The following is a 13,538-nucleotide window of genomic DNA, read 5'->3' as shown; positions in this document are numbered from 1 at the left end:
TCCAGTGAAAATCCGCCGCCGGCGGGTTTTCCCTTAACCATTAGTGGTGCCTATGGACGTCTCCGATCTGCTCGACAGCCTGAATGAAAAACAACGTGAAGCCGTGGCGGCGCCGCGCAGCAACCTGTTGGTTCTGGCCGGTGCGGGCAGCGGCAAGACGCGGGTGCTGGTGCATCGCATCGCCTGGCTGCTGTCGGTGGAAAACTGCTCGCCGTATTCGATTATGGCGGTGACCTTCACCAACAAGGCGGCGGCGGAAATGCGTCACCGTATCGAACATCTGATCGGCACCAGCCAGGGCGGTATGTGGATCGGCACCTTCCACGGCCTGGCGCATCGCCTGCTGCGCGCTCACCACCTGGAAGCCAACCTGCCGCAGGACTTCCAGATCCTCGACAGCGACGACCAGCTGCGGCTGCTCAAGCGCATCATCAAGGCGCTGAACGTCGACGAGAAGCAATGGCCGCCGCGTCAGGCGATGTGGTACATCAACGGCAAGAAGGACGAAGGCCTGCGCCCGCAGCACGTCGAGACCTACAACAACCCGGTGGAGGCCACCTGGCTGCGCATCTATCAGGCCTATCAGGAAGCCTGCGATCGCGCGGGGCTGGTGGACTTCGCCGAGCTGCTGCTGCGCGCGCACGAGCTGTGGTTGAACAAGCCGCATATCCTCAACCACTACCGCGAACGTTTCACCAACGTGCTGGTGGACGAATTCCAGGATACCAACAGCATCCAGTACGCCTGGATCCGCCTGCTGGCGGGTGGCAACAGCAACGTGATGATCGTCGGCGACGACGACCAGTCGATCTACGGCTGGCGCGGCGCGCAGGTGGAAAACATCCAGCGCTTCCTGAAGGATTTCCCCGGCGCGGAGACCATCCGCCTGGAGCAGAACTACCGTTCCACCAGCAACATCCTGAAAGCGGCCAACACCCTGATCGCCAACAACGACGGGCGCATGGGTAAAAACCTGTGGACCGAAGGCGGTGAAGGCGAACCGATTTCGATCTACTGCGCTTTCAACGAACTCGACGAAGCGCGCTTCGTGGTCAACCGCATCAAGACCTGGCAGGACAACGGCGGCGCGCTGAACGACTGCGCCATTTTGTACCGCAGCAACGCCCAGTCGCGCGTGCTGGAAGAAGCTTTGCTGCAAACGGCGATGCCGTATCGCATCTACGGCGGCCAGCGCTTCTTCGAGCGTCAGGAAATCAAGGATGCGCTGGCTTATCTGCGCCTGATCTCCAACCGCAACGACGACGCGGCCTTCGAGCGCGTGGTCAACACTCCGACGCGTGGCATCGGCGATCGCACCCTCGACGTGGTGCGCCAGGCGGCGCGCGATCGTCAGCTGACGCTGTGGCAGGCGACGCGTGAGCTGATGCAGGACAAAGTGTTGGCCGGCCGCGCCGCGTCGGCGCTGCAGCGCTTTATCGAACTGGTGGAGTCGCTGGCGCATGAAACCGCCGACATGCCGCTGCACGTGCAGACTGACCGGGTGATCCGCGACTCCGGGCTGTTCATCATGTATGAGCAGGAGAAAGGCGAGAAAGGGCAGGCGCGCATCGAAAACCTCGAGGAACTGGTGACGGCGACGCGCCAGTTCAGCTATCAGGAAGAAGATCAGGATCTGATGCCGCTGCAGGCGTTCCTGTCGCATGCGGCGCTGGAGGCGGGTGAAGGCCAGGCCGACGCGTATCAGGACGCGGTGCAGCTGATGACCCTGCACTCGGCCAAGGGGCTGGAGTTTCCGCTGGTGTTTATCGTCGGCATGGAAGAGGGCATGTTCCCGAGCCAGATGTCGCTGGATGAAGGCGGTCGCCTGGAGGAAGAGCGCCGTCTGGCCTATGTGGGCGTGACGCGCGCCATGCAGAAGCTGACGCTGACCTATGCCGAAACGCGCCGCCTGTACGGTAAAGAGGTTTACCACCGGCCGTCGCGCTTTATCGGCGAGCTGCCGGAAGAGTGCGTGGAAGAAGTGCGCCTGCGCGCCAGCGTATCGCGCCCGGTCAATCACCGCCGCATGGGCACGCCGATCAGCGAGAACGACACCGGCTACAAGCTGGGCCAGCGCGTGCGCCATCCCAAGTTTGGCGAAGGCACTATCGTCAATCTGGAGGGCAGCGGCGAGCACAGCCGCTTGCAGATCGCCTTCCCGGGCGAGGGCATCAAATGGCTGGTGGCGGCCTACGCTCGCCTGGAAACGGTATAAAGGGAGAGGCGAGTTGCAGGGGCTCGCCCCTGCAATCGTTCATTATCAGTGAGGGTAGCGATCGCCGACCTGCGCGGTGGCGTACCAGCGCATTACCGCTTCGGTGCCTTCGCCGCCTTCCTGCGGCGCCCATTGCATGCAGTCCTCTTCGGTCAGCGCCTGATAGGGGCCTTGCTTCACTTCAAATACCACGCCGCCGGCATCGACTGACAGCACCGCATGCCAGGTAAATGCCGGCATTTCCAGCACTTTGGTTTCTTCGCCGAGCAGGGTGCGTTGCGTCACGACGCCGTCATCGTTGAACTGCAACACGACAAAGCGACCGCGCAGCGGCGTCAGCAGCTCCCAGGTTTGCGGGTGGCGGTGCGGGCGGATATAGGTGCCGGGCTCCATGGCGATCGCCAGACGTTGTACCGGGTCGCTCAGTTCTTCGTGTAAGGTGCGGTGCGCGCGCAGGCGAGCCACGCTGGCGGCCTGTTCGCTCATCGCGGTCAGTTCATGGGCGGTAATCTGTTTCATCGTTTAAATCCGCATGCTTGTCGTACCATTAAGGGTGACGTCATATTAACAACATTCTTGGTGGCGGTAAGCGATCGCCGCGACTTTTTCAGCATGGTTTATCCCAGGTTAAGTGCGATTTTTGTTATTGATCATCGTGATGATTTGTTGCGCAATTATCCCGCCTAACGTGTTGACAGGCTTTTTCCTCTCGGCGTAACATGCGCGCACTATTATCATTGAGGACAGACGCCTTGGACACACCCAGTAGATACTGGCTCACTGACCTGCGCCGCAGGTATAACTTCTAAGGCTCTCCGTTTCTGCTGATAGCCTTCGTGGTTGTCGGCGACCCCGCAAAGCGTCGCTATGAGTCAGATCTCTTCATGGTCTGAAACAAACCGGTGATACGCATCTCCCTCTGTTTCTGTGCTTCAACGCGTTGTCCGCACCCGTTACCTTCAGGGAGTTTCGGCACATGCTGAGCGCTTTTAAATTAGATAACCGCCGCTTGTCCCGTCTGGAGCTGGACGACTCAGATGACCTCACCTCATCGCTGTGGGTTGACCTGGTCGAACCGGAAGAAGGCGAGCGTGAGCGCGTGCAGAATGAGCTGGGGCAAAGCCTGGCGACGCGTCCCGAACTGGACGACATCGAAGCCTCCGCCCGTTTCTTCGAAGACGAAGACGGCCTGCATATTCACTCCTTCTTTTACTTTGAAGATGCGGAAGATCACGCGGGCAACTCCACGGTGGCGTTCACCATTCGCGACGGCCGTCTGTACACCTTGCGCGAGCGTGAGCTGCCGGCGTTCCGCCTGTACCGCATGCGCGCCCGCAACCAGACCCTGCTCGAAGGCAACGCCTACGAACTGTTGCTGGATCTGTTTGAAACCAAGATCGAACAGCTGGCGGACGAGATCGAGAACATCTACAGCGATCTGGAGCAGCTCAGCCGAGTGATCATGGAAGGGCATCAGGGCGATGAATACGACGCTGCGCTGTCGACGCTGGCGGAACTGGAAGATATCGGTTGGAAGGTGCGTTTGTGTCTGATGGATACCCAGCGTGCGCTCAACTTCCTGGTGCGCAAGGCGCGTCTGCCGACCGGCCAGCTGGAACAGGCGCGCGAAGTGCTGCGCGACATCGAATCCCTGTTGCCGCACAACGAATCGCTGTTCCAGAAGGTGAACTTCCTGATGCAGGCGGCGATGGGCTTTATCAACATCGAACAGAACCGCATCATCAAGATCTTCTCGGTGGTGTCGGTGGTGTTCCTGCCGCCTACGCTGGTGGCCTCCAGCTACGGCATGAACTTCGAATTCATGCCGGAGCTGAAATGGTCGTTCGGCTACCCGGGCGCTATCACATTGATGATCCTGGCCGGCCTGGCCCCTTACCTGTACTTCAAACGCAAGAACTGGCTGTAACCCGGCGTGCCGCTCAGCGCAGCTTGCGCTGAGTGTAGAGCGCGTCGAGGGTAAACAGGATCAGCGCCGCCCAGATAAAGCCGAAGGTCACCAGTTTGTCCTGACCGACGGTCTCGCCATAGAAGGTCACCGCCAGCAGGAACATCAGCGTCGGGCCGAGGTACTGGAAGAAACCGAGCGTCGACAGGCGCAGGCGGGTGGCCGCCGCGGTGAAGCACAGCAGCGGCACGGTGGTGACGATGCCGGCGGCCACCAGCAGCAGGTTTAGCGACCACGGGTTGGCGCTCAGATGGCTGGTGGGGCTGTCGGCGATCAAGAACAGATGGGTCGCCGCTACCGGCAGCAGCCACAGCGTTTCGATCAGCATGCCGGTCTGGGCGTCGATGGCGATTTTCTTACGCAGCAGGCCGTAGAAGGCAAAGCTGAACGCCAGCCCCAGAGCGATGATCGGCAACGAGCCGAACTGCCAGAGCTGCACCAGCACCCCGGTGAACGCCAGCGCCACCGCCACCCACTGCATGCGGCGGAAGCGCTCGCCGAGAAACAGCATCCCCAACAGCACGTTAACCAGCGGGTTGATGAAGTAGCCCAGGCTGGCCTCGAGCATATGGTGGTTGTTCACCGCCCAGATGAACAGCAGCCAGTTGCCGCCGATCAACAGTGCGGTGACCGCCAGCAGCAGCAGCCGTTTGCGATTCTGGCAGGCGGCGCGCACTTTCGGCCAGTTGCGGCCCAGCGAGATCAACGCCAGCATGAAGAAAAACGACCAGATGATCCGGTGGGTGAGGATTTCATCCGCGGGCACTTGCTGAATCAGTTTGAAATAGGCCGGGGCGATGCCCCACATAAAATAGGCGGCCAGGGCGAAGAAAATACCCTGACGCGTTTGTTTTGCGTCCATGACGTCACTCTGGTGGGGAACTTTAGATGCGGTGAGTGTACTGAAGACGCTCACCGCACACAATCATCAGCCGACCAGGTAGGTGGCGGTGGCGGTGGCGATGTGCAGGCCGTCGTGGTTATGCAGTTCGACGCGCGCGACGGCGACTTTGTTGCCGCTGCGCAGCACGCTGGCGGAGGCGACGAAGTGTTCGCCGCGGCCGGGGCGCAGGTAGTCGACGCGCAGGTCGATGGTACCCATGCGCGACAGCTTGGCGGCGATCTCTTCTTCGATCAGTGGCTCCATGCGCGTCAGCACACCGCCGGCGCACGCCAGTCCGGCGGCGACGTCAAGCACGGCGGCGATCACGCCACCGTGCAGAATCTCCTGTGCGGCGTTGCCCACCAGCTTGCGCTGGTTGGTGAAGCTCAGCTCGACGTAGTCATCATCGAAGCGGCGCAGCTCCAGCCCGAGCTCGCGGTTAAACGGCATGTGGTAGACAAAAATTTCGCCGATCTTGCGGCGGGCGGCTTCCAGGGTCAGTGGTGTGGTCGACATAGCGGGTTTCCGTTCTTCTTTTGCGTTTTAAGGGAGCTAACTGGTCAGTCCAGGTTAATGGAGTGTTGATTTTATGCTTAACCTTTGTTGCTTTCCAGCGTGTTTCGGCAAAAGAGTCGCACGCGCGTTGGTGTCATGCTGAACGATATTATGTAATCATACCCGGTGGGTGTGTACCGATGAAAAAATGGGGAAGTGTGTGTCAACCGCAGCAGTGATTAACAGAGAGTTGCTGGCCGAGCAGGTATTGCGCGATACCTTCGGCTACCAGCAATTCCGTCCGGGGCAGCAAACGATTATCAATGCCGCGATCGGCGGGCAGGATTGCCTGGTGGTGATGCCGACAGGCGGCGGCAAGTCGTTGTGTTACCAAATCCCGGCGCTGGTGATGGACGGCCTGACGCTGGTCGTTTCACCGCTGATCTCGCTGATGAAAGACCAGGTCGACCAGCTGTTGGCCTACGGCGTTTCCGCCGCCTGCTACAACTCGACGCAAACCCGGGAGGAGCAGCTGGACGTCATGGCCGGCTGCCGCAACGGCACCATCAAGATGCTGTACATCGCGCCGGAACGGCTGATGATGGAAAGCTTCCTCAACCTGCTCGATCACTGCCCGCCGGCGATGCTGGCGGTGGATGAGGCGCACTGTATTTCGCAGTGGGGCCATGACTTCCGGCCGGAATATCGCGCGCTGGGCCAGCTGAAACAGCGCTTCCCGTCGATGCCGGTGATCGCGCTGACCGCCACCGCCGACGAGTCCACCCGCGGCGATATCGTGCGCCTGCTGTCACTGCAGGATCCGCTGGTACAGGTCAGCAGCTTCGACCGGCCGAATATCCGCTACACGCTGGTGGAAAAATTCAAACCGCTCGATCAGCTGTGGCGCTTCGTGCAGGATCAGCGCGGCAAGAGCGGCATTATCTATTGCAACAGCCGCGCCAAGGTGGAAGACACCGCCGCGCGCCTGCAGAGCCGCGGTCTGAGCGTCGGCGCCTACCACGCCGGGCTGGACAACGACCGCCGCGCGCAGGTGCAAGAGGCGTTTCAGCGCGACGATCTGCAGGTGGTGGTCGCCACCGTCGCCTTCGGTATGGGCATCAACAAACCCAACGTGCGCTTCGTGGTGCATTTCGACATTCCGCGCAATATCGAATCCTATTATCAGGAGACCGGCCGTGCCGGGCGCGACGGCCTGCCGGCCGAAGCCATCCTGCTATACGATCCGGCCGACATGGCCTGGCTGCGCCGCTGCCTGGAGGAAAAACCCGCCGGGCAACAACTGGATATCGAGCGCCACAAGCTGAATGCCATGGGCGCTTTCGCCGAGGCGCAAACCTGCCGCCGCCTGGTGCTGCTCAACTACTTCGGCGAAGGCAAGCACGAGAACTGCGGCAACTGCGACATCTGCCTCGATCCGCCCAAGCGCTACGACGGGCTGGAGGACGCGCGCAAGGCACTGTCCTGCGTGTACCGGGTCGGCCAGCGCTTCGGCCTGGGGTACATCGTGGAAGTGCTGCGCGGTTCCAACAACCAGCGTATTCGCGAATACGGTCACGACAAGCTGCCGGTGTACGGCATAGGCCGCGACCAAACCACTGAACACTGGACCAGCGTGCTGCGTCAGCTGATCCATCTGGGCTTTATCACCCAGAACATCGCCATGCACTCGGCGCTGCAATTGACCGAGGCGGCGCGCCCGGTATTGCGCGGCGAGGTGGCGCTGCAGCTGGCGGTACCGCGCATTCAGAGCCTGAAGTCGCGCAGCAGCGCCAACCAGAAATCCTACGGCGGCAATTACGATCGCAAGCTGTTCGCCAAGCTGCGCAAACTGCGCAAATCGATCGCCGACGAAGAAAACATTCCGCCCTACGTGGTGTTCAACGACGCCACGCTGCTGGAAATGGCCGAACAGATGCCGATCAAGGCCGGCGATTTGTTGAGCGTCAACGGCGTTGGCCAGCGCAAACTGGAGCGTTTCGGCGCGCCCTTTATGGCGATGATCCGCGACCATCTCGATAATGACGAAGACTGAGGGCGATAAATCATGCTGATGCTGTTTCTCACCGTGGCGCTGGTGCATCTGATTGCGCTGATGAGCCCGGGGCCTGACTTCTTTTTCGTGTCGCAAACCGCCGCTAGCCGCTCGCGTCGCGAGGCAATGATGGGAGTGGCCGGCATTTCGCTCGGTATCGTGGTATGGGCCGGTGTGGCGCTGATGGGGCTGCATCTGATCCTGCAGAAGATGGCCTGGCTGCACCAGATCATCATGGTCGGCGGCGGCATTTACCTGTGCTGGATGGGCTGGCAACTGCTGCGTTCCGCGCGGGCGCAGCAAGCGCAGCCGGCGGCGGAGGCCCAGGTGGCGTTGCCGAAGGCCGGGCGCAGCTTTATTCGCGGCTTCTTGACCAATCTGTCCAACCCGAAAGCGGTGATCTATTTCGGCAGCGTGTTCTCGCTGTTCGTTGGTGACAACGTCGGCGCCGGGGCGCGCTGGGGGCTGTTCCTGCTGATCGTCGCCGAGACCTTCGTCTGGTTCAGCCTGGTGGCGGTGGTGTTCACCGGCTTCGGGTTACACCTGATCTTTACCCGCTAACAGGCAGTGAAACGCCAAGGGCCGAGCAGCGATGCTCGGCCTTTTTTGTCAGGCTTTGCGGGCGGTCGCCAGCAGCCCCGCCACCAGGATGAACAGCGAGCCGAACAGCCGGTTGAGCAGCTGCATCTGGCGCGGGGTCTTCAGCCAGCCGGCGATGCGCGTCGCCAGGGTGGCGTAACCGATCATCACCAGAATATCCACCACCACGGTGGTGACGCCGAGCACCAGATACTGCTCGGCCTGCGGCTGATTGGGCAGGATGAATTGCGGGAACAGCGCGGCGAGAAACACGATGCTTTTCGGGTTGGTCAGATTCACCAGCACCGCGCGGCGGAACAAGCGGCGGCGCGGCATACTGCCCGCCAGCGCATGCAGATCCAGTGCGCCGGCGGCGCGCCACTGCTGGATGCCGAGCCACACCAGGTAGGCGGCACCCAGCCATTTCAGCAGCTCGAACGCCAGCAGCGATTGCGAAATCAGCGCGCCGAGGCCGATGCCCACCAGCACGATGTGCGCGCTCAGCCCGACCTGCAGCCCGGCGATCGACGCGGTGGCACCGCGATAGCCGTGGCTGATGCCGGTGCTCATGGTGTTGATGGCGCCTGAACCGGGGGACAGGCTGAGGATAAGCGTGGTCAGCAGATAGGTTAACCACCAGTCCAAGGTCATGGCTCGGCTCCCTGAAAGTGTCGTTTTGTGCCACAATGCGCCGAGGCGGCGCCGTTTTTTGTAAGAATTGAATCACAATACGCTAGTATGATTTCTTGTGCCAGCGGTCACACTTTACCGCCGGCCACACGGGGAAAACGCTCTCGATGACCTCATTCACTCTCAGTTCCGATGACTGGTTAACGCGTGAAACGCAGTTTGCGTCTTTCGCCACCGGGCCGTTGCTGGATTTCTGGCGACAGCGCGAAGAAGGCGAGTTCAGCGGCGTGGACGGCGTGCCTATACGCTTTGTGCGCTTCAGCTCCGCGCGGCATCAGCGGGTGGTGATGGTCAGCCCCGGCCGCATCGAAAGCTATGTAAAATACCCCGAGGTGGCCTACGACCTGTTCCACTGCGGTTACGACGTGGTGATCATCGATCATCGCGGCCAGGGGCGCTCCGGCCGTTTACTGGCGGATACGCACCGCGGTCATGTGGTAAACTTCGCCGACTACGTGGCGGACTTCGAGCAGCTTTGGCTGCGCGAGGTCGAGTCGCGCGGTTATCGGCAGCGCTTCGCGCTGGCGCATTCGATGGGCGGCGCGATACTGGCGCAGTTCCTGCTGCGCCGGCCGCAGGCGTTCGACGCGGCGGCGTTTTGCGCGCCAATGTTCGGCATCCAGTTGTCGATGCCGGGTTGGCTGGCCGATCACATTCTCGACTGGGTGGATAAACGCCCGGCTATCCGTGACTATTATGCGGTGGGCACCGGCCAGTGGCGTCCGCTGCCCTATGTGGTCAACGTCTTGACCCACAGTCGCGAGCGTTACCGGCGCAACCTGCGCTATTACGCCGACGATCCCGAGCTGCAGGTGGGCGGCCCGACTTACCATTGGGTGCGGGAGAGCATCCGCGCCGGTCGGCAGATCATCGCTCAGGCCGGTGATATCACGACGCCGCTATTGCTTTTGCAGGCCGGTGAGGAGCGGGTGGTCGACAACCGTTCGCATCAGGCCTTTTGTCAGGCTCTGTCAGACGCGGGGCGCCCTTGCGAAGGGACGTTCCCGCGGGTTATCAGCGGCGCACGCCATGAGATCCTGTTCGAGCGGGACGCGATGCGCGCCGAAGCATTGAACGCAATCCTGCGCTTCTTTGCTCAACACTTAGGCGGCGCGCTGCCGCCGACAACTCCATCAGAGGTTAGAACATAACGCTATGTATCACGTCGTCGCTTCCGATTTAGATGGCACGCTGCTGTCTCCCGACCATACCCTGTCGCCGTACGCCAAAGAAACGTTGAAGCTGCTGACCCAGCGCGGCGTACACTTCGTGTTCGCTACCGGTCGTCACCATATTGACGTTTCGCAAATTCGCGACAACCTGGAAATCAGCGCTTTCATGATCACCTCCAACGGGGCACGGGTGCACAACACCGCCGGCGAGCTGATCTTCAGCCATAACCTGGACGAGGACATCGCCGGCGATCTGTACGGGATGCTGCACGACGATCCGGAGATCACCACCAACGTCTACCGCAACGACGATTGGTTCATCAACCGCGAAAGCCCGGAGCAGGAAGAGTTTTTCCAGGAGTCGGTATTCAAATATCAGCTGTTTGAGCCGGGCCTGCTGGAAACCGACGGCGTCTGCAAAGTCTACTTCACCTGCGAAGATCACGAGCGGTTGCTGCAGGTGGAAGACGCCATCAACGCGCGCTGGGGCGATCGGGTCAACGTCAGCTTCTCGTTCCCGACCTGTCTGGAAGTGATGGCGGGTGGCGTGTCGAAAGGGCATGCGCTGGAAGAAGTGGCCAAGATCATCGGCTATACGCTGCAAGAGTGCATCGCCTTCGGCGACGGCATGAACGATCTGGAGATGCTGTCGATGGCCGGCAAGGGCTGCATCATGCGCGATGCGCATCAGCGCCTGAAGGATATGCTGCCGGAGCTGGAGGTGATCGGCTCCAACGTCGATAACGCGGTGCCGCACTACCTGCGCAAAATGTTCCTCTGAAGTAACCCTTAAATAACAAGGGCGCCTTGCGGCGCCCTTGGCATTACTTGTGCTGGCCCTGCTTCTGCAGGAACTGCACACCCTTGTCCGGGAAGTCGGTGAACACGCCGTCGACGCCGGCCTGGTTGTAAATCACGTCATACAGTTGATTCACGTCGGTCACGTATTTCGGCAGCGCATCGGCGCGGATGGTGAACGGATGCACCGCCAGCTTGCTGGCGTGCGCTTCTTTCACCATGTCGGTCAGCACGATGTGGCCCGGCTTGGATTGATCCGCCACTACCAGCATGTGGTAGTCCGGCCCGATGCCGTCGGCATACTGAGCGATTTTCTTCATCGCGCCCGGCTTGAACATCCAGTCGTAGTCGTATTCTACCCACTTGCCGTCGGCCTTCTGCTCGTAGGTTTCCTGCCAGTCGTTATAGGCGATCAGCTGCACCAGCTTCAGATCCATGCCCAGTTTCGGCTCCAGCTCGTTCTTGATACGTTTGAGCTCGTTGGCGTCGAAGCACTGCAGATAGACGTTGTCGTTCTTGCCGGTGTAGCCGTACTGCTTCAGCACCGCCAGCACTTTGCTGGAGATGTCTTTGCCTTCCTGTTTATGGAACCACGGTGCCTTGATTTCAGGGTAGATGCCGATGTTCTTGCCGGTCGAATGGTTCAGACCCTGCACGAACTCGATCTCTTCCTGGAAGGTGTGTACGCGGAAGTCGGATTTGCCCATCGGGAAGCGGCCAGGATAGCCCTGTACCTTCTTGCCGTTTTCGATGTCGAAACCTTCGGTGAACTTCAGCGATTTGATCTCCGCCAGCGTAAAGTCGATGGCGTAGTAGCGGCCGTCTTTGCGCGCGCGGTCCGGGAAGCGCTCGGCGACGTCGGTGACGCGATCGAGGTAGTGGTCATGCAGCACCACCAGCTCGTTGTCCTTGGTCATCACCAGGTCTTGCTCGAGGTAATCGGCGCCCTGCGCGTAGGCCATCGCCTTCGCCGGCAGGGTGTGTTCCGGCAGGTAGCCGCTGGCGCCACGGTGGGCGATCACCACTTTATCCGCCGCCTGCGCGGCGCTGACCATAGAGGTCGCGAGGATGATCCCTGTCAGCAGGGCTTTGACTTGAGTCCGCATTCTATTTTTCTCCGTGTTGTTGGGGCAGGGTAGTAAAAAGGCCGCAGGGCGGCCTTTAAATCATGCAAAAGTCGTGTGACGCTTAACCGCGCTTGGCGGCGATTTCCGCGTGATGTTTCTTCTCGTTCAGCATGGTCAGCAGCAGCAGGATAACCGCCAGCACGCCGCCGCCGATCATCACCATAAAGCCGCCGTCCCAACCGAAGAAGTCTACGGTGTAGCCGACGATGGCGCTGGCCGCGACCGAGCCGCCCAGGTAGCCGAACAGGCCGGTGAAGCCTGCGGCGGTGCCGGCGGCTTTCTTCGGCGCCAGCTCCAGCGCGTGCAGGCCGATCAGCATGACCGGGCCGTAGATCAGGAAGCCGATGACCAGCATACAGATCATGTCCACGGTCGGGTTGCCCGGCGGGTTCATCCAGAACACCACGGTGGCGATGGTTACCAGCGTCATGAAGAACACGCCGGTGGCGCCGCGGTTGCCTTTGAACACTTTGTCCGACATCCAGCCGCACAGCAGGGTGCCCGGGATACCGGCATATTCATACAGGAAGTAGGCCCAGGAGGACTTGTCCAGCGCGAAGTGCTTCACTTCTTTCAGGTAAGTCGGCGACCAGTCCAGAATGCCGTAACGCAGCAGGTAGACGAACACGTTGGCGACCGCGATGTACCACAGCAGCTTGTTCGGCAGGATGTACTGCATGAAGATCTGCTTGGCGGTCAGCTCTTCTTCGTCTTTTTCGCTGTAGTCGTCCGGATAGTCGTTTTTGTACTCTTCAATCGGCGGCAGGCCGCAGGATTGCGGGGTGTCGCGCATCAGGCCGAAGGCGATCAGGGCCACCAGGATGGCGCCGAAGGCCGGCATGTACAGCGCTGCGTGCCAGTCGTTGAACCAAGCCATGCCCAGCAGGAACAGCAGCGGCGGCAGGCCGCCACCCACGTTGTGGGCGCAGTTCCAGATGGAGACGATGCCGCCGCGTTCTTTCTGCGACCACCAGTGCACCATGGTGCGGCCGCACGGCGGCCAACCCATGCCCTGGAACCAGCCGCACAGGAACAGCAGGACGAACATGATGGCGATGCTGGAGGTCGCCCACGGCACGAAGCCCATGAACAACATCACCGCCGCCGCCAGGATCAGGCCGGCAGGCAAGAACACTCGCGGGTTGGAACGGTCGGAGACCGAACCCATGATGAATTTGGAGAAGCCGTAGGCGATGGAAATGCCCGACAGCGCGAAGCCGAGGTCACCGCGGCTGAAGCCTTGTTCGATCAGGTAAGGCATGGCCAGGGTGAAGTTCTTACGCACCAGATAGTAAGCGGCGTAACCGAAGAAGATCCCCAGGAAAATTTGCCAGCGCAGCTTACGGTAGAGCGGGTCTACCTTATCGCTCGGCACACGGGCGATGTGTGCGGCCGGCTTAAAAATACTCAACATGAGCGCCTCCGATGGCTTTATCTGTTATCACATCAATATGACCTTTTACGTTCATTTGATGATTGAGCGGATATCGAATGTGGTGTTTTTGTGTTCCATAACGAGCGCCATTGTCATCAAATACGCCTGGTGTCGCTGTGACGAAT

Annotated in this window: 12 protein-coding genes; 6 read left to right on the top strand and 6 right to left on the bottom strand. The window is 60.7% G+C overall.

The window, feature by feature from the left end:
* Positions 1-52: 52 nt before the first annotated feature.
* Positions 53-2,215, top strand: a complete 2,163-nt coding sequence (gene uvrD / locus BHU62_RS17800) for a DNA helicase II (RefSeq protein WP_038874108.1) — start codon at positions 53-55, stop codon at positions 2,213-2,215.
* A 45-nt stretch (positions 2,216-2,260) separates the two neighbouring features.
* Here the strand turns inward: uvrD and BHU62_RS17795 are convergent, their stop codons facing one another.
* Positions 2,261-2,734, bottom strand: coding sequence for a WbuC family cupin fold metalloprotein (locus BHU62_RS17795; protein ID WP_025160392.1), 474 nt, complete (start codon positions 2,732-2,734; stop codon positions 2,261-2,263).
* A gap of 457 nt (positions 2,735-3,191) precedes the next feature.
* Between BHU62_RS17795 and corA the strand changes: the two genes are divergently transcribed.
* Positions 3,192-4,142 carry a magnesium/cobalt transporter CorA gene (gene corA, locus BHU62_RS17790; protein WP_073533183.1) on the top strand — a complete coding sequence of 317 codons (951 nt, stop codon included), beginning with the start codon at positions 3,192-3,194 and terminating at the stop codon, positions 4,140-4,142.
* A 13-nt stretch (positions 4,143-4,155) separates the two neighbouring features.
* Here corA and rarD read toward each other — a convergent pair whose 3' ends face one another.
* Together rarD and BHU62_RS17780 are read right to left on the bottom strand one after the other, a co-directional pair.
* A complete protein-coding gene (gene rarD, locus BHU62_RS17785) occupies positions 4,156-5,043 on the bottom strand; it encodes an EamA family transporter RarD (protein WP_073533182.1) in 888 nt (295 codons plus the stop codon).
* A 66-nt stretch (positions 5,044-5,109) separates the two neighbouring features.
* On the bottom strand, positions 5,110-5,580 hold the full coding sequence (locus BHU62_RS17780) for a thioesterase family protein (protein WP_033636656.1): 471 nt from the start codon (positions 5,578-5,580) through the stop codon (positions 5,110-5,112).
* Between the two features lie 199 nt (positions 5,581-5,779).
* Here BHU62_RS17780 and recQ point away from each other — a divergent pair, with 199 nt between their 5' ends.
* Positions 5,780-7,612: an ATP-dependent DNA helicase RecQ gene (gene recQ / locus BHU62_RS17775; RefSeq protein WP_049200049.1), complete on the top strand. Its 1,833-nt coding sequence runs from the start codon at positions 5,780-5,782 to the stop codon at positions 7,610-7,612.
* A gap of 12 nt (positions 7,613-7,624) precedes the next feature.
* Positions 7,625-8,173 (top strand): threonine export protein RhtC, encoded by a 549-nt coding sequence (rhtC, locus tag BHU62_RS17770; protein ID WP_073533181.1) that lies wholly within the window; start codon positions 7,625-7,627, stop codon positions 8,171-8,173.
* 48 nt (positions 8,174-8,221) lie between these two features.
* Here rhtC and rhtB read toward each other — a convergent pair whose 3' ends face one another.
* A complete protein-coding gene (gene rhtB / locus BHU62_RS17765) occupies positions 8,222-8,842 on the bottom strand; it encodes a homoserine/homoserine lactone efflux protein (protein ID WP_073533180.1) in 621 nt (206 codons plus the stop codon).
* 146 nt (positions 8,843-8,988) lie between these two features.
* Between rhtB and pldB the strand changes: the two genes are divergently transcribed.
* The gene (gene pldB, locus BHU62_RS17760) at positions 8,989-10,032 is read left to right on the top strand and encodes a lysophospholipase L2 (RefSeq protein ID WP_073533179.1); all 1,044 of its coding nucleotides are present in this window, start codon (positions 8,989-8,991) and stop codon (positions 10,030-10,032) included.
* 4 nt (positions 10,033-10,036) lie between these two features.
* Positions 10,037-10,834: a sugar/pyridoxal phosphate phosphatase YigL gene (yigL, locus tag BHU62_RS17755; RefSeq protein WP_073533178.1), complete on the top strand. Its 798-nt coding sequence runs from the start codon at positions 10,037-10,039 to the stop codon at positions 10,832-10,834.
* Positions 10,835-10,877: 43 nt separating this feature from the next.
* Here yigL and glpQ read toward each other — a convergent pair whose 3' ends face one another.
* Together glpQ and glpT are read right to left on the bottom strand one after the other, a co-directional pair.
* Positions 10,878-11,957, bottom strand: a complete 1,080-nt coding sequence (gene glpQ / locus BHU62_RS17750) for a glycerophosphodiester phosphodiesterase (RefSeq protein WP_073533177.1) — start codon at positions 11,955-11,957, stop codon at positions 10,878-10,880.
* Between the two features lie 82 nt (positions 11,958-12,039).
* Positions 12,040-13,392: a glycerol-3-phosphate transporter gene (glpT, locus tag BHU62_RS17745; RefSeq protein WP_073533176.1), complete on the bottom strand. Its 1,353-nt coding sequence runs from the start codon at positions 13,390-13,392 to the stop codon at positions 12,040-12,042.
* Positions 13,393-13,538 lie beyond the last annotated feature (146 nt).

This window comes from Serratia marcescens (assembly GCF_001902635.1).
GTDB classification, from domain to species: domain Bacteria; phylum Pseudomonadota; class Gammaproteobacteria; order Enterobacterales; family Enterobacteriaceae; genus Serratia; species Serratia marcescens_F.
The sequence above is the reverse complement of the archived record's forward strand: the minus strand, read 5'-3'. Positions and strand labels throughout refer to the sequence as shown.

Excerpts from the sequence above, each read along its gene's own strand:
- uvrD (WP_038874108.1), top strand. The coding sequence starts at position 53 with ATGGACGTCTCCGATCTGCTCGACAGCCTGAATGAAAAACAACGTGAA.
- BHU62_RS17795 (WP_025160392.1), bottom strand. The coding sequence starts at position 2,734 with ATGAAACAGATTACCGCCCATGAACTGACCGCGATGAGCGAACAGGCC.
- corA (WP_073533183.1), top strand. The coding sequence starts at position 3,192 with ATGCTGAGCGCTTTTAAATTAGATAACCGCCGCTTGTCCCGTCTGGAG.
- rarD (WP_073533182.1), bottom strand. The coding sequence starts at position 5,043 with ATGGACGCAAAACAAACGCGTCAGGGTATTTTCTTCGCCCTGGCCGCC.
- BHU62_RS17780 (WP_033636656.1), bottom strand. The coding sequence starts at position 5,580 with ATGTCGACCACACCACTGACCCTGGAAGCCGCCCGCCGCAAGATCGGC.
- rhtC (WP_073533181.1), top strand. The coding sequence starts at position 7,625 with ATGCTGATGCTGTTTCTCACCGTGGCGCTGGTGCATCTGATTGCGCTG.
- rhtB (WP_073533180.1), bottom strand. The coding sequence starts at position 8,842 with ATGACCTTGGACTGGTGGTTAACCTATCTGCTGACCACGCTTATCCTC.
- pldB (WP_073533179.1), top strand. The coding sequence starts at position 8,989 with ATGACCTCATTCACTCTCAGTTCCGATGACTGGTTAACGCGTGAAACG.
- yigL (WP_073533178.1), top strand. The coding sequence starts at position 10,037 with ATGTATCACGTCGTCGCTTCCGATTTAGATGGCACGCTGCTGTCTCCC.
- glpQ (WP_073533177.1), bottom strand. The coding sequence starts at position 11,957 with ATGCGGACTCAAGTCAAAGCCCTGCTGACAGGGATCATCCTCGCGACC.
- glpT (WP_073533176.1), bottom strand. The coding sequence starts at position 13,392 with ATGTTGAGTATTTTTAAGCCGGCCGCACACATCGCCCGTGTGCCGAGC.